The sequence below is a fragment of the Herbaspirillum sp. Her2 genome (genome assembly GCF_057961375.1).
Window position 1 is genome coordinate 1,402,784 of record NZ_CM176331.1, and the last position, 15,022, is coordinate 1,417,805.

Here is a 15,022-nt window from a genome sequence, read left to right on the forward strand (position 1 = left end):
GGCGTTGCTGCGCCGGGGAAAGTAAAGCATCAAAGCCATGAGAACTCATCATCGTCACGTGCTCATGTGCGTGGGTCCGCGTTGTACCGAAAACGGCGTGCTGGCCGAAGCCATGTTCGGCGTGCTGGGCGAACAGATCGACGCTCGCCCCGAGCTGCGCGTCAAGCGTACCCGTACCCACTGCATGGTGGCCTGCAAGGCGCAGGCCCCGGTGGTGGTGGTCTATCCCGAGGGCGTGTGGTATCGCTGCGAGGATGCCGCCGCCATCGAGCGCGTGGTGGAGGAGCATCTGGAAGGCGGACGCGAAGTGAGTGACCTGGTCTTCCATCGCCTGGGCAGCGGCGATGTGTTGCCGGAAGCGGAGGTCTCCGATGCCTGATCCCATGGCCCGCATCGTCCTGCTGACGCACGCCCCGACCGACCTGGCGCTGCTGGCTGCTGCACGCGCGCAGTTGCCGGCGGAATTCCCCGCCGTGGCGGGCTACGACCTGCAAGCCCTGCAATCCGGCACCGATGAGCAGGGTCAGCCGCTGCGCACGCTGGCGACCCTGCTGCGCGCGGAGCTGGCCAGCGCGCAGGTGATCGTGCTACGCGTACTCGGACGGCTGGGTGCAGTGGCCGGTTTTCCTGAATTGCTGCGGGCCGCGCGCGCCGAAGGGCGGCAGCTGATCGTGCTGTCGGGTACCGGCGAGCCCGATGCCGAACTGGCCGCGGCTTCCACTGCCGCACCTGACGTGCAACAGCAGGCGCTGGCGTATTTCAACGGCGGCGGCAGCGTCAACCTGGCGCAGCTGCTGCGCTGCCTGTCGGATCGCCTGCTGCTGAGCGGCTACGGCTACGAGCCCGCGCAGGCCTTGCCCGAACACGGCCTCTACCATCCCGACCTCGAACAGGATGCCCGCCTCGACGACTGGCTGGCCCTGCGCGCACAGGCCCCGGCGGGCAAGCCGGCGGTGGGCATCATCTTCTACCGGGCGCACTGGCTCTCGGGCAATACCGCCTTCATCGATGCGCTGGTGGCGGCGCTGGAGGCGCGCGGCATGGATGTGCTGCCAGTGTTTACTTCCTCGCTGCGGGTGTCGGCCAGCAGTGGGGCAACGCTGCCGCCTGCGCTGGCGTATTTCGCCGAGGGCCGGGTCGATCTCATCATCAACACCACCAGCTTCGCCATGGGCGAGATTACGGCAGGCGGCATCACGCCGGCGGGCTGGTCGGTCTCGGTGCTGGAACAGTTGAACCGCCCGGTACTGCAGGCCATCACCAGCGGCATGACGCAGGACCAGTGGCAGCATTCCACGCGCGGCATGAATCCGCTGGATGCGGCCATGAACGTGGTCCTGCCCGAATTCGACGGCCGCATCATCGGTGTGCCGCTGTCCTTCAAGCACACCAGTGAAGCGGGCGTGGTGCAGTACCAGGCCCTGCCGGACCGCGTGCGCCGCATCGCCGGGCTGGCGCAGCGGCTGGTGCGCCTGCGCTGCACGCCCAATGCGCAAAAGCGCATCGCCTTCATCTTCACCAATTCCAGCAGCAAGGCCGCGCAGATCGGCAATGCCGTGGGGCTGGATGCGCCCGAGTCGCTCATGGCCGTGCTGCGCGCGCTGGCAGCAGATGGCTATGCCATCGGCGATCTGCCCGACACCGGTACGGCCCTGATCCACGAACTGGTGGACCACTGCTCCTACGACGACATCCTGCTCACCGAAGACCAGCTGCGCCGTGCTGCCGCGCGCATCCCGGCGGCGCGCTATGCGCAATGGTTCGCCGCCTTGCCCGCCGCCTTGCAGGCCAGGATGCAGCGCCAATGGGGCGCCGCGCCCGGCGAGGCTTACGTGCACGACCAGCATCTGGTGATCGCCGGGCTCGACCTCGGCAATGCCTTCGTGGCCCTGCAACCGCCGCGCGGCTACGGCATGGATCCGGACGCCATCTATCACCAGCCCGACCTGCCGCCCACGCATCACTACTACGCCCTGTACCGCTGGCTGGATGAAGAATGGGGCGCGGATGCCATCGTCCACGTCGGCAAGCACGGCACCCTGGAGTGGTTGCCGGGCAAGGGCGTGGGCCTGTCTGAAGAATGCTTCCCGGATGCCTTGCTGGGCGACGTGCCACTGTTCTATCCCTTCATCATCAACGATCCCGGCGAAGGCTCGCAGGCCAAGCGCCGCGCCCATGCCGTGGTGGTGGACCACCTGACGCCGCCCATGACCACCGCCGACAGCTACGGCGCGCTGGCCCAGCTCACGCAGCTCGTGGACGAGTATTACCAGGTCGAGGTGCTCGATCCGGCCAAGCTGCCTCTGCTGCAGCAGCAGATCTGGGAGCTGGTGCGGCAGACCAATCTGGATACGGACCTGCAATACAAGCTGCTGCATCATGACCACGATCATGACCATGAGCACGGGCACGACCATGGGCATCACCATCATCACGGACATCATCATCACGATGACCATGACCATCATCACGACCATGACCATGCGCACGACGACGGCGCGCTGCCGCACGCGCTGAGCGAACTGGATGGTGCCGGTGTGGCGCACCTGATCGAGGATCTCGACGGCTACCTGTGCGAACTGGGTGCCGCCCAGATCCGCGACGGCCTGCACATCCTCGGCCGCATGCCCGATGCGCAGCAACTGCCGGACATGCTGGTGGCCCTGACGCGCCTGCCCAACCAGGACCTGCCGGGCCTGCAGGAAGAAGTGGCGCGGCTCTTCGGCCTGTCGCTGGATATGCTGCTGGAACACAAGGGCCGCCGCCTCAACATCGACGATGCCTTGGCTCGCACGGCCGGGCGCGCCATCGTCACCCGCGCCGACGCGCTCGAAGCCATCGATGCGCTGTGCCTGTCGCTGATGCAGGCCCTGCAGCAGCACGGCTTTGCAGTGCCTGCCATCGAGGCCGTGATCCAGGCCTTGTTCGCGCCGTTGTTCAGCGCCCCGGCCGAAGAAAAACCGCGCCTGCAACCGACCCTGCAAAAAAGTGCGGGCAGCGTGCTCGGCGGCATGCGTGCCATGGCGCGACCGGCTGCGCCGGTCAAGCGCGCAGCACCGGCTGCTCCGATCAAGGCTACCGACACCAGCGCAGTACGCCGCATCCTCAGCTTCGCCTGCGAGCAACTGGTACCGCGCCTGCAGCGCACCGATGAAGAAATCAGCAACCTGCTCAACGGCCTGCGCGGCGGCTACATTCCGGCCGGACCCAGCGGTTCGCCCACGCGCGGCATGGCGCATATTCTCCCGACCGGGCGCAATTTTTACTCGGTCGATCCGCGCAGCGTGCCCTCGCAATCGGCCTGGCGCGTGGGCCAGCAACTGGCGCACGAAGTGCTGGAGCGCCATCACCGCGAGAGCGGCGACTATCCCGAGAGCGTGGCCATCAGCATCTGGGGCACCAGCGCCATGCGGACCCATGGCGACGATGTGGCGCAGATCCTGTCATTGATGGGCGCGCAGCCGGTCTGGCGCGAAGGCAACCGGCAGGTGGCCGGGGTCGAACTGATCCCGCTGGATCAATTGCAGCGTCCGCGCATCGACGTGACCACGCGCATCAGCGGCTTCTTCCGCGATGCCTTCCCGCAGCTGATCGAACTGATCGACGATGCTGTGCAGCTGGCCATCGCCGCCGACGAGCCGGAAGACCTGAACTTCGTGCGCAAGCACTACCTGCGCGATCTGCAGCAGGCCATGCAAGGCGGACTGGGCCAGGCCGAGGCGGCGGCGCAGGCGGCCTATCGCGTCTTCGGGGCCAAGCCCGGCAGCTACGGCGCCGGCATCCTGCCGCTGATCCAGGAAAAGAACTGGCAGGACCAGGCCGATTTTGCCGAGGCCTACATCAACTGGGGCGGCTACGCCTACGGCCGCAAGGTGCAGGGCGCGGACCAGCGCGAGGCCTTCCGCCAGCGTCTCTCCGGTGTGCAAGTGGCCTTGCACAACCAGGACAACCGCGAACACGACATCTTCGACAGTGACGACTACCTGCAATATCACGGCGGCATGATCGCCACCATCCGCGCCTTGTCCGGCCAGCAGCCGCGCCACTATTTCGGTGACAGCCACGACCCGCAGCGCGCCGCCGTGCGCGACCTGAAGGAAGAAACCTTGCGCGTCTTCCGCGCCCGCGTGGTCAACCCCAAGTGGCTGGCCAGCATCCGCCGCCATGGCTACAAGGGCGGCCTCGAGTTGACGGCCACCGTCGATTACCTGTTCGGCTACGATGCCACCGCGCAAGTGATGGAAGACTGGATGTATCAGCAACTGGCCGAGACCTATGGTTTCGACCCGGCCATGCGCGAGTTCCTGGAACAGGCCAATCCCTGGGCCCAGAACGCCATCGCCGAGCGTCTGCTGGAAGCCGCCAGCCGTGGCATGTGGCAGACACCTGCAGTACAGACCATCGAACAGTTGCGCTCACTGTACCTGCACAGTGAAGCCCTGCTGGAAGCACGCGGTGAAACCGTGCGCGGCAGCGAACACACCAAGGACATGCAATGACGGCGTTCAATGCCTATCCCTTCGCGGCCATCGTCGGCCAGCCCCTGCTGAAGCAGGCGCTGCTGCTGTGCGCGGTCGATCCCGGCATCGGTGGCGTGCTGGTGCGCGGCGACAAGGGCACGGCCAAGAGTACCGCTGCCCGTGGGCTGACCCAGGTACTGCCACCGATCACCCTGACCGAAGGCTGTGCATTCCAGTGCGCACCGGGCCAGCCGGCCAGTGCCTGTACAGTTTGCAATACAGACCCGGTACAGCGCCAGGACACCGTGCCCTTCGTGACCTTGCCACTTGGCGCCACCGAAGACCGCGTGCTTGGTTCGCTCGACCTGCAGCAGGCGCTCCAAGGTGGCCAGCGCGCGTTCCAGCCCGGCCTGCTGGCTGCGGCCCATCGCGGCATCCTCTACATCGATGAAGTCAATTTGCTGGCCGACCACTTGGTCGATGTGCTGCTCGATGTGGCCGCCATGGGCGTCAATTCAGTGCAGCGCGAGGGCATCTCGATCAGCCATCCGGCGCGCTTCACGCTGATCGGCACCATGAACCTGGAAGAGGGCGATCTGCGGCCGCAATTGCTGGACCGCTTCGGCCTCATGGTGGAAGTGAGCGCACCGACCGACAAGACCGTGCGCGCCGAGGTGGTACGCCGACGCATCGCCTTCGAGACCGATCCCGCCGCCTTTGCGCAGCGCTGGCAGCCGCAGCAGGACGCCTTGCTTGCGCAGGTGGCCGAGGCTCAGCGCCTGCTCCCGGACGTGGTGCTGGACGATGCCATGCTGGAGCTGATCAGCCATCTCTGCTGCGAGTTCGAAGTGGCCAGCCTGCGGGCCGATATCGTCATGCACAAGACCGCACGTGCCATCGCTGCCCTGCAGGCCCGCACGCGGGTCACACCGGACGATGTACGCGAAGCCGCCTTGCTGGTGCTGCCGCATCGTCGCCGCCGCAAGCCCTTCGAGCAGACCGGCATGGACGAGGACAAGCTGGATGACCTGGTCGATCAGGCGCGCCAGCCCGAGCCGCCGCCGCAAGCTGAACATGGCGATACCCGAGGCGAAGATGCGGCAGAGACGCCTCCCTCCGATGAGCCGCAGCAGGAACAGGAGCAGGAAGGCGAGGGCGGACAACAGACCTTCGCCGTTGCTGCAGCGGGTACGGCCCGCAGAATCAGCGTGGCTGCGACGCCGCAATCGGCCGCCAATGCAGCCAGCGGCCGCCGCAGCGCAGTCGCCGATGCCAACCGGGGCAACGCCGTGCGCGCCGTGCCCGACGCGAATCCTGACCGCCTGGCCATCGGTGCTACTCTGCGCAGTGCCGCCGTGCGCGGCGCGCTGGCGGGCGAGACGGATGGGCCCCTCACCGTCACGCGTGATGACCTGCATCGCCAGGTCCGCAGCGGGCGCGGTGCCAACCTGATCGTCTTCGTGGTCGATGCGTCCGGCTCCATGGCCGCACAACGGCGCATGGAAGCGGTCAAGGGCGCGGTGCTTGCGCTGCTGACCGATGCTTATCAGCGCCGCGATCAACTGGCCGTGATCGCCTTCCGTGGCGAGCAGGCACAATTGCTGCTGGCCCCGACGCGCAGCGCCGATCTGGCCGAGCAAGGCTTGCGTGAACTGCCGACCGGCGGCCGCACGCCCTTGCCGCATGCGCTGCAACTGGCGGCGCAAGTGCTGCAGCAAGCCGCCCAACAGAGCGCGCAGGAAGCACCGCCGCTGCTGGTGATCCTCTCCGACGGCAAGGCCAACGTCAGCCTGCCCGGCAGCAGCGGCGACCCCTGGACCGAAACCCTGCAAGCTGCACAGACGCTGGCCGCACAGGGTGTGCCGGCCCTGGTGCTGGACACCGAAGCCGGTTACCTGCGCCTGGGCCGTGCGGCCCAGTTGGCCGAGGCGCTGGGTGCGCCTTGCCTGACCCTCGAACAATTGACCGGCGACGCCCTGGCGTTGACCGTGCGTGCGCAACTGGGCGTGCGCTGAACAAGGAAAACACATGATCATCTGCATCGGTGCCGGACCCGGCGACCATTCCTACCTGACGATGCGCGGCGCGGAACTGATCCGCAATGCTGACGTGGTGGCCGGCTTCAATGCCGTGGTCGATGTGGTCAAGGACCTCATCCCCGCCAGCGCGCAGGTCGTGCTGATGGGTTATCGCGACCAGGTTGCCAAACTCGACGAAGTCGCCGCCCTGCATCACGCGGGCAAGCGCTGCGTAGTGGTCTTCATGGGCGATATCCATTTCAGCGGTTTCCAGTACCTGGAGCGCGTGGAGCGTGCCTGCGGCCATCGCGTGGAGACGTTGCCGGGCATTTCCTCGGCGCAGATCCTCGCTTCCCGGGCGCGCGTGTGCTTTGATGAAACGACCTTCATTACCTTCCACCGGCGCGGCGATCTGGAGCCTTTCAAGCGCCATCTGGTGAACGTATTGAACGATGGACGCAATGCCATCGTCATCCCTTGTCCGTGGGATGCGGCGCGCTCCTTCATGCCGCGTCACATTGCGACTTATCTGCTGCAGCAGGGCGTCAATCCCGAACATCCCACGGAAGTCTGGGAAAACCTGACCCGGGGCGACGCCGAGTGGCACGGCAAGCTGGCCGATTGTGCCGACAAGGAATTCAGCGACATGAGCATCATGCTCATCCGTACCTTGACGCCCATGGACAGCCAGATCGAACCGCCGCCGGAGAAGGTGGCAGCGGGAGCCCCGGCATGAGCGCCACGCGCCAATCGGCTGTCGTGATCGCCGGCCACGGCAGCCGCGATCCCGATGCCCTGCGAGAATTCGAGGCATTGGTCGCGCTGGTGCGGGATCGTGCCGAGGGCCGCATCGTGCGCCATGGCTATCTGGAATTTGCGGCCCCCACGATCTCGGAAGCGGCCGCTGCCTGCGTGGCCGACGGTGCCACCGAAGTGGCGGTGGTGCCCGGCGTGCTGCTGGGCGCACGCCATGCCAAGAACGACATGCCGGCCGAACTGCTGGCCCTGGCCCGCGATTATCCGCAGGTCGATTTCCATTTCGGCGCGCCCATGGACCTGCACCCGCTGCTGCTGCAACTGGTGCAGCAGCGCGTGGTGGAAGCCGAAGCCGGTTCGGAAGAAATCATCCATCGCCAGGATGCCTGCCTGGTGCTGGTCGGCCGTGGTACCACCGACCCGGACGCCAATGGCGAGATCGCCAAGCTGGCGCGCATGGTGCAGGAAGGCATGGGCTTTGGCGGCGTCAAGGTCTGCTTCTCGGGCACGGCCACGCCGCTGGTGCGGGACGGCTTGTCCCAGGCCGCTGGCGAAGGCTGGCAGCGTCTGGTGGTGTTGCCGTTCTTCCTCTTCGATGGCGTGCTGGTCAAGCGTATCTACGCTGCTGCCGATGAACTGGCACAGCGCGAGCGAGGCGTGGAAGTGCTCAAGGCCGCCTATCTGGGCGTGCATGCGCACGTGGCCGATGTGATGCTGGAACGCGCGCGTGATGCCGCTGAAGGCCGTGCCGCCATGAACTGCACGCTCTGCAAGTACCGGGTGCAGATCGTCGGCTTCGAGCAGCAGGTCGGCGAGCCGCAGCGCGCGCATCACCTGCAGGTGCGCGATCTGTCCGCGCGCGAGCAGCTGGCGCAGGCCACGGCAGGCACGGCCCCTTACGTGCCCCATCCCATCGAAGCGGAAAGCATGGAGATCATCCAGGCCGGACGCGACTGGAGCGGCTTCCCGCCCGATCACCTGACGGTCTTGCAGCGCCTGGTCCACACCAGCGGCGACTTCGCCGTGGCCGATGAAATCTATTTTTCCGCCGGTGCCGTACAGGCCGGCATGAAGGCCTTGCTGCGCACCAAGCGGGTAGTAACGGATGTGACCATGGTCCAGACCGGCCTCAAGCGCGCCGTGCTGGAACAGCTGGGCGTGGAAACCTGGTGCGGCGTGCACGATCCCGAATCGCACCTGATGGCGCAGAACCTCGGCATGACCCGCTCGGCCGCCGGTATCCGCCGCGCCTGGCAGAAGTTTGGCAACGACATGGTGCTGGCCATCGGTGATGCGCCGACAGCCATCACCGAGGCGGTGCGCCTGATCCGCGAACACGGCTGGCGGCCGCAACTGGTGATCGGCCTGCCGGTCGGCTTTGTCGGCACGCGCGAGAGCAAGGATGAACTGCGCCGCTGCCTGCAGGTGCCGCGCATCACCAACAGCGGTACGCGCGGCGGCTCGCCCTGGGCGGCCAGCGTGGTCAATGCACTGATGATCGATGCCATCGCCTGGCTGGTCGCGCAGGAAGCGCAGAGCGAAGGCGTGCAGTGAAGGAGGCCAGCGGCGAGCTGCAGCGTGCCGAGTACGACCTGTCCGTGCTGGCGCCCAATGGCCTGCGGCGCGGACGCAGTACCGGCAGTTGCGCCACCGCTGCGGTGCGTGCGGCCTTGTATCGTCTGCTGGCAGGCATGACGGTACAGCAGACCGAAGTGAGCCTGCCGGATGGCTTGCATTACCTGAGTGTGCCGATCCAGTCCGTGAGCATGATCGATGCCGATACCGCGCAGGCGGAAGTGCTCAAGGACGGTGGCGATGATCCCGACAACACGCACGGTGCGACCATTGTGGCGCAGGTGCGGCGCAATGCCGGGGGCGAGATCCGCTTCTTCGCGGGCGAGGGCGTCGGCACGGCCACCATGCCCGGCCTGCGCGTAGCGGTCGGTGAGCCGGCCATCAACCCGGTGCCGCGTGCCATGATGCGCGCGGCCGTGACGGAGGTGCTGGCGGAGCTGCAGCCTGAGGCAAGCTCTTGGGGATTCGACCTCACCATCGGCTGTCGCGAAGGTCTCTCGATTGCGCCCAAAACCTTCAATCCCAAGCTGGGCATCGTCGGTGGCATTTCCATCCTGGGCACCTCGGGCATCGTGGAGCCGATGTCGATGGCCTCTTGGATTGCCTCCATCGAGGTCTACATCCGCGTCGCCCTGGCCGCCTGTGCGCCGGGCGATGCGGTGGCCTACCTGCCGGGCAAGATCGGCCGTGTCTTCGTGGCACAGACGCTGGGCCTGCCCGACAAGCGCAGCGTGCAGATCGCCAATTTCCTCGGCGATGCGTTGGACTTCACGCAAAAGGCGCTGGCCGAAGAGGGACGCACGCTGCCGCTGCTGTGGCTGGCGGGGCATCCGGGCAAACTGGCCAAGGTGCTGGATGGTGTATGGGATACGCACTCCAGCAAGAGCAACATGGCCATGCAGGGCGTGGCCCGCGTGGCCGAAGAAATGAACGCGGCGGGGCAGGGCGTCTGCTTTGACGCCGCCCTGCTGCAGCAGATGAAGGAAGCCAATACGGTGGAAGCAATCATAGAACTGGTGCGCCAGCAGGATGCCGCGTTGTCGCGCCGCCTCTGGTGCGAGATCGAAGCCCGCATTGCGGCGCTCACCCAGGCGCGCGTGCCGGCGGTTGAACGCATCGTGGTGCGGCTGTTCGATCTGGACGGACGGCAACTGGGAGAGGGCGCATGAGCGGGCGTCTCACGGGGATCGGTGTCGGTCCCGGTCCGGCCGGCTATCTGCCGCTGGCGGCGCTCACAGCGTTGCGGTCGGCCGATGTGATCTACATTCCGCGTGCGCGTGGCGCGGACTTGTCGGTGGCCCTGCAATGCCTGGAAGGCGTGGAGTTCGACCGCAGCCGCCTGTGCGAGATCGAATTCAACATGGACCCGGACCGCCAGGTCCTGCAGGAACATTACGCGCAACTGGGCCAGCAACTGGCGGCGCAACTGCGTGAGGGGCTGCAGGTGGTGTATCTCACCATCGGTGATGCGCTGACCTATTCGACCTACGGCTATGTGCTGGCGGCCGTGCGTGACCTGTATCCCGGGTGTGATTGCGTGACGCTGCCCGGCATCACCAGCTATGCCGCTGCTGCTGCCGCGCTGGAATGGCCGCTGGGGGTGGGCAAGGAGCGCACGTTGATCCTGCCCTGTCCGGAAGACGCCGCCACCCTGCGCGCCGAGATCGAAGGCCATGACATCGTCGTGCTGATGAAAGTCGGCGCGCGCCTGCCTTGGGTGCTGGCCTTGCTGCGGGAGATGGGCATTGCGCAGCACTGCGGCTTCGCCCGTCGCATCGGTCTGGAGGGCGAAGTGCTGGCCAGTGACCTCACCGCGCTGGATGCGGCAGAAGCGAGCGGCTATCTCGCCGTGCTGCTGATCCGCAAGACGGCGCAGGCGCAGCGCCATCGTGCGCCCCAAGAGAATTCGAAAGGAAATGCATGAAAGTTTATTTCGTCGGGGCCGGCCCCGGTGCGGCCGACCTCATCACCCTGCGCGGTGCGCGCCTGCTGGGCCAGGTGCGCATGGTGCTGTATGCCGGTTCGCTGGTGCCGACCGCCTTGCTGGAACATTGCCACCCCGAGGCCGAGATCATCGATACCGCCGCCCTCGATCTGGAGCAGCAGCAAGCCTGCTACGTGCGTGCGCAGGAGCAGGGCATTGACGTTGTGCGCCTGCATTCAGGTGACCCTGCCATCTACGGCGCGACTGCCGAGCAGATGCGCCGCCTTGATGCGCTGGGCATTGCCTATGAAGTGGTGCCGGGCGTGTCGTCCTTCACCGCTGCGGCAGCGGCGGTGTCGGCTGAACTGACCAAGCCGGAGGTGTCGCAGAGCGTGATCCTGACGCGGGTGTCGGGACGTGCTTCAGCCGTGCCGGAATCGGAGTCGATCGCTTCGCTGGCGGCACATCGGGCCACCATGTGCATCTTCCTTTCCGGTCCGCACCTCAAGAAGATCGTCAACGACCTGCTGCTGCACTATCCGCCGGAAACGCCCGTGACCCTGGTCTATCGTGCGACATGGCCGGAGCAGCGCATCTATCAGGGCTCGCTCGACAAGGTGCTGGAAGAGAACAAGCGCGGCGAGTGGAACCTGACCACCATGATGCTGGTGGGTGCCGCCCTGAACAAGGAGCAGGTCGCCGAATCCAGTCTCTACTCCAAGGACTTCACGCACCTCTTCCGCGTGGTCAAGAAGAACAAGGACGCCGCATGAATCCCCCCGTCGCCCCGGCTGAACTCGGCCTGTGGCCGGTGCGTGCCGAGGCGGCGGCGCTGGCTCTTTACCTGCAGGACAGGCTGGGCGGCGAGCTGTATCAGCCGTGGCTGCAGGCCGAGGGCGGACTGTCGCAGCGGCAGCAGTTTGCGCTGGCCTATCGCCGCCATCGTCAATGGATCATGATCGGCGCCACCGGCATTGCCGTGCGCTTCCTGGACGGCCTGCCGCAGGACAAGCACAGCGATCCGGCGCTGGTGGTGGTCGATGAGGTGGCCCGTTTTGCCATCGCCTTGCTGGCCGGACATGAAGGCGGGGCCAACGGACTGGCCTACCGCGTAGCGCAACTGACGGGGGCGCAGCCGGTGGTGACGACCGCCACGGAAGCGGTCAAGCCGCTGGTACTGGGCATCGGTTGCCGCAAGCTGGCCTCGGCGGAACAGATTGCCCTTGCCGTGGCGCAGGCGCTGGACCTGTGCCCCGGCACCTTGCTGGCCCAGGTGCGCGAAGTGGCCACCATCGACATCAAGGCGCAAGAGCCCGGCCTGCTGGCCTTTTGCGCCACCCATGACTTGCCGCTGCGCGTGATTGCACGCGAGCAGATCGCCCAGCGCGCCTGGGTCGGCAAGCCCTCGGAGTGGGTGCGCCAGAATGTCGGCGTGGACGGCGTCTGCGAACCGGCGGCCTTGATCGCCAGCCCGCGTGGCCGTCTGTTGCTGGGCAAGACCGCGCTGGACGGGGTGACCGTGGCCGTGGTGGATGACGCCGATGCTTGGCGGACATTCAAAGACAAGCTGTAAAACATGGAAAGTATGCAGATGGAAGTCGTCAAGAAAAAAGGCGTATTGAACCTGGTCTCCGTAGGCCCCGGTTTTGAAGAGATGATCATCCCGCGCGCCATCGAGGCCTTGCGCGACAGCGAGGTCATCGTCGCCTACGAGTTGTACCTGCGCTGGATCGCATCGCACATCGAAGGCAAGGAAATCCACACGCCGCCCCTCACGCAAGAGCGCGAGCGCGCCTTGCTGGCCATCGAGCAGGCCCGCGCCGGGCGCCGCGTGGCGCTCATCTCCAGCGGTGACATCGGCATCTACGCCATGGCCGCGCTGGCCTTCGACGACATGCGCGAGGACGATACCTATGAGGTCAACGTCATTCCCGGCGTGACCTCGGCCAATGCCTGCGCTTCGCTGCTGGGGTCGCCGCTGTCGCATGACTTCGCCACGCTGTCGCTGTCGAATCTGCTGTGCCCGTGGTCCTGGATCGAACAGCGCGCCAGCCACATCGCCCAGGCCGACCTGGCCTGCGTGCTCTACAACGTGCAGAGTGCCGGGCGGCAGGAGGGCGTCTATCGCATCCTGCAGCTGATGCTGCAACACAAGGCTCCGCATACCCTGTGCGGGGTCGTGCGCAACGCCTATCGTCCGGGCCAGCAGGTGTCCATTCATCGCCTGGATGAATTGCCGGGCCTGCAGTTCGACATGCTGACCTCGATCGTCATCGGCAACCGCTTTACCCAGCGCAAGCGCGACTGGATCTTTACGCCGCGCGGCTACAACGACTGGAGCGAAGAATCACAGGCCGCTGAAGTGGCGCAACTGCCGCCGCAGGCGGTGTGGGTCTTTGCCGGTACCAGCGATGGCAATCTGGTGGCACGCGAGCTGGCCGGGCAGGGCGAGCGGGTGGTGATCTCCACGGCGACCGCTTATGGCGGCGAACTGGCCAGCCAGGATTGTCCGGGGGCTCACGTCTGGTCCGGCCGCCAGGGCGTGGAAGCGCGTCGCCAGGCCTTGCGCGAGAGTCAGGCGCGCGTGCTGGTGGATGCCACGCATCCGTTTGCGGTGCAGATGTCGCAGCAACTCATGACACTGGCCAAGGAGTTGGCGATACCGTATCTGCGCTACGAACGTGCTAGCGACCTGGCCGCCGATGATCCGCACGCCTGCGCCGACATGGAAGAAGCCGCCACCCGCGCCATCGCCATGGGCCGCCGCATCTTCCTGGCCACCGGCTCCAAGGACCTGGGCAGCTTCCTGCAGGCGCCCGGTGCGGCCGACAAGCAATGGTTCGCCCGCGTCACCGCCGATCCGGACTTCATCAAGCGCGCGCTGGAACTGGGCTTGCCGCGCGCCCACCTGTGCGCCATGCAGGGACCGTTCTCGCAGGCCTTCAATGAAGCGCTGTGGCGGGATTGGGGCATCGACTGCGTGGTCACCAAGGATTCGGGCGAGGCCGGTGGCTATCGGGCCAAGTTGGAGGCGGCGCGCGCCTTGGGCATCCCGCTGTTGACGGTGCGCCGGCCAGCGCTGGCCTATCCGCAGGTGGCCCATGATGTGCCGGCCCTGCAGGCGCAACTGGCGGCACTGGCCGGGGGCTGAAGATGGCCAGCGTCTTACCTTCCTTGCCGCCACCATTGCCGCCGATACCAGTAACAGTGGTGACGGGTTTCCTCGGTGCCGGCAAGACCACTTTGCTGCGCGGCCTGGTCCAGCGTCGCCAGTCGCGCCGCCTGGCCTTGCTCATCAATGAATTCGGTGAGGTCGCCATCGATGGCGACCTGCTGCGTGCCGAAGGAGATGCGCAGGGTCATGTACAGATCCAGGATTTTGCCCATGGCCTCATCGCCTATGGCGACGATGAACATTTCGTCCCCGCCATGCTGGCCCTGGCCGCACGGCGGGCACAGATCGATCACGTGCTCATCGAGACCTCCGGCCTGGCCCTGCCCAGTGCCGTCATGGAAGTGCTGCAATCGCCGGAACTGGCCCCGCACTTCGTGCTCGATGCCACGCTGGCCGTGGTCGACACGCCGCTGCTGCTGGAAGAAGCCTTTGCCAGCGGCGACGCCGTGCGCGATGCGACGGCGCAGCTGTTCCGCCAGCAGCTGGAATGCGCTGACGTGGTGGTGTTGAACAAGATCGATGGCATGGAAGAAGCGCCGCTGCTGCAGGCTGAGGAGACCGTGCGCGCATTGGCACCGAACGTGCGTTTCCTGGAGCTGGCCTATGGAGCGAGGCTGGACATCCGTCTCGCACTCGGCTTGCGCCTGCACCAGGCAGGCAGCACCGTGCATCACCATTACACGCCGGTGGGCATGCCGGGCGAACGCTCCACCGTGGCAGCGGACCAGTGGCGCTTCAATGGCCATGCACACTCCGGGCTGGGCGCGCACAGCCATGGCTTGTCCACCCACAAGCATTTCCATGAGCAGGATCCCGGCTGGCAATCCTTTACGCTGCGCAGCCAGGCAGCGCAGGAGCCGGAGTCCCTGCGCCGTGCCGTGGTGGCCGTGGCGCTGGACCAGCCCATCCTGCGCACCAAGGGTTTCATCGCCACTGCCGAGGGCAGCACGCAATTGCTGCAAGCCGTGCGTGCGCGGGCCGTCGTGGCCGGCGCGCAGGGCGGCAAGAGCGCGGGACGATCGGAACTGGTCTTCATTGGCTACCACCCCAGTCGCACGCGTGTGGCGCAGTTGCTGTCGTCGCTGACCGGCACCGAATGGATTTGAATTTGTTG

At 66.4% G+C, this 15,022-nt stretch carries 11 protein-coding genes; all 11 read left to right on the top strand.

Going from position 1 to position 15,022, the window contains the following annotated elements:
- Positions 1-37 precede the first annotated feature (37 nt).
- From ACWHXP_RS06440 to ACWHXP_RS06490, 11 genes are read left to right on the top strand one after another with little or no spacing between them, the layout of a single operon-like run.
- Entirely contained in the window at positions 38-379 is a 342-nt protein-coding gene (locus ACWHXP_RS06440) for a (2Fe-2S) ferredoxin domain-containing protein (protein ID WP_489634210.1), read from the top strand.
- Entirely contained in the window at positions 372-4,499 is a 4,128-nt protein-coding gene (locus ACWHXP_RS06445) for a cobaltochelatase subunit CobN (protein WP_489634209.1), read from the top strand. Before ACWHXP_RS06440 ends, ACWHXP_RS06445 begins: the two co-directional genes overlap by 8 nt.
- A complete protein-coding gene (locus ACWHXP_RS06450; protein ID WP_489634208.1) occupies positions 4,496-6,475 on the top strand; it encodes a putative cobaltochelatase in 1,980 nt (659 codons plus the stop codon). Before ACWHXP_RS06445 ends, ACWHXP_RS06450 begins: the two co-directional genes overlap by 4 nt.
- 13 nt (positions 6,476-6,488) lie before the next feature.
- Positions 6,489-7,214: a cobalt-precorrin-7 (C(5))-methyltransferase gene (locus ACWHXP_RS06455; RefSeq protein WP_252695857.1), complete on the top strand. Its 726-nt coding sequence runs from the start codon at positions 6,489-6,491 to the stop codon at positions 7,212-7,214.
- Positions 7,211-8,788, top strand: coding sequence for a precorrin-8X methylmutase (locus ACWHXP_RS06460; RefSeq protein WP_209534714.1), 1,578 nt, complete (start codon positions 7,211-7,213; stop codon positions 8,786-8,788). Before ACWHXP_RS06455 ends, ACWHXP_RS06460 begins: the two co-directional genes overlap by 4 nt.
- Positions 8,785-9,978: a cobalt-precorrin-5B (C(1))-methyltransferase CbiD gene (gene cbiD, locus ACWHXP_RS06465; protein ID WP_489634207.1), complete on the top strand. Its 1,194-nt coding sequence runs from the start codon at positions 8,785-8,787 to the stop codon at positions 9,976-9,978. Before ACWHXP_RS06460 ends, cbiD begins: the two co-directional genes overlap by 4 nt.
- Positions 9,975-10,733 (top strand): precorrin-2 C(20)-methyltransferase, encoded by a 759-nt coding sequence (gene cobI / locus ACWHXP_RS06470; protein ID WP_489634206.1) that lies wholly within the window; start codon positions 9,975-9,977, stop codon positions 10,731-10,733. The genes cbiD and cobI overlap by 4 nt, the downstream gene beginning before the upstream one ends.
- Entirely contained in the window at positions 10,730-11,506 is a 777-nt protein-coding gene (gene cobM, locus ACWHXP_RS06475) for a precorrin-4 C(11)-methyltransferase (protein ID WP_034339136.1), read from the top strand. The genes cobI and cobM overlap by 4 nt, the downstream gene beginning before the upstream one ends.
- The gene (locus tag ACWHXP_RS06480) at positions 11,503-12,306 is read left to right on the top strand and encodes a cobalamin biosynthesis protein (protein ID WP_489623044.1); all 804 of its coding nucleotides are present in this window, start codon (positions 11,503-11,505) and stop codon (positions 12,304-12,306) included. Before cobM ends, ACWHXP_RS06480 begins: the two co-directional genes overlap by 4 nt.
- A gap of 18 nt (positions 12,307-12,324) precedes the next feature.
- Complete coding sequence (gene cobJ / locus ACWHXP_RS06485; protein WP_489635872.1) at positions 12,325-13,884, top strand: precorrin-3B C(17)-methyltransferase; 1,560 nt, start codon at positions 12,325-12,327, stop codon at positions 13,882-13,884.
- A 2-nt stretch (positions 13,885-13,886) separates the two neighbouring features.
- The gene (locus ACWHXP_RS06490) at positions 13,887-15,014 is read left to right on the top strand and encodes a CobW family GTP-binding protein (RefSeq protein WP_121041546.1); all 1,128 of its coding nucleotides are present in this window, start codon (positions 13,887-13,889) and stop codon (positions 15,012-15,014) included.
- Positions 15,015-15,022: the final 8 nt, after the last annotated feature.

Coding starts and splice junctions, on each gene's coding strand:
- cobM (WP_034339136.1), top strand. CDS start 10,730: ATGAAAGTTTATTTCGTCGGGGCCGGCCCCGGTGCGGCCGACCTCATC.
- ACWHXP_RS06455 (WP_252695857.1), top strand. CDS start 6,489: ATGATCATCTGCATCGGTGCCGGACCCGGCGACCATTCCTACCTGACG.
- ACWHXP_RS06440 (WP_489634210.1), top strand. CDS start 38: ATGAGAACTCATCATCGTCACGTGCTCATGTGCGTGGGTCCGCGTTGT.
- cobI (WP_489634206.1), top strand. CDS start 9,975: ATGAGCGGGCGTCTCACGGGGATCGGTGTCGGTCCCGGTCCGGCCGGC.
- ACWHXP_RS06460 (WP_209534714.1), top strand. CDS start 7,211: ATGAGCGCCACGCGCCAATCGGCTGTCGTGATCGCCGGCCACGGCAGC.
- cobJ (WP_489635872.1), top strand. CDS start 12,325: ATGGAAGTCGTCAAGAAAAAAGGCGTATTGAACCTGGTCTCCGTAGGC.
- ACWHXP_RS06480 (WP_489623044.1), top strand. CDS start 11,503: ATGAATCCCCCCGTCGCCCCGGCTGAACTCGGCCTGTGGCCGGTGCGT.
- ACWHXP_RS06450 (WP_489634208.1), top strand. CDS start 4,496: ATGACGGCGTTCAATGCCTATCCCTTCGCGGCCATCGTCGGCCAGCCC.
- ACWHXP_RS06445 (WP_489634209.1), top strand. CDS start 372: ATGCCTGATCCCATGGCCCGCATCGTCCTGCTGACGCACGCCCCGACC.
- ACWHXP_RS06490 (WP_121041546.1), top strand. CDS start 13,887: ATGGCCAGCGTCTTACCTTCCTTGCCGCCACCATTGCCGCCGATACCA.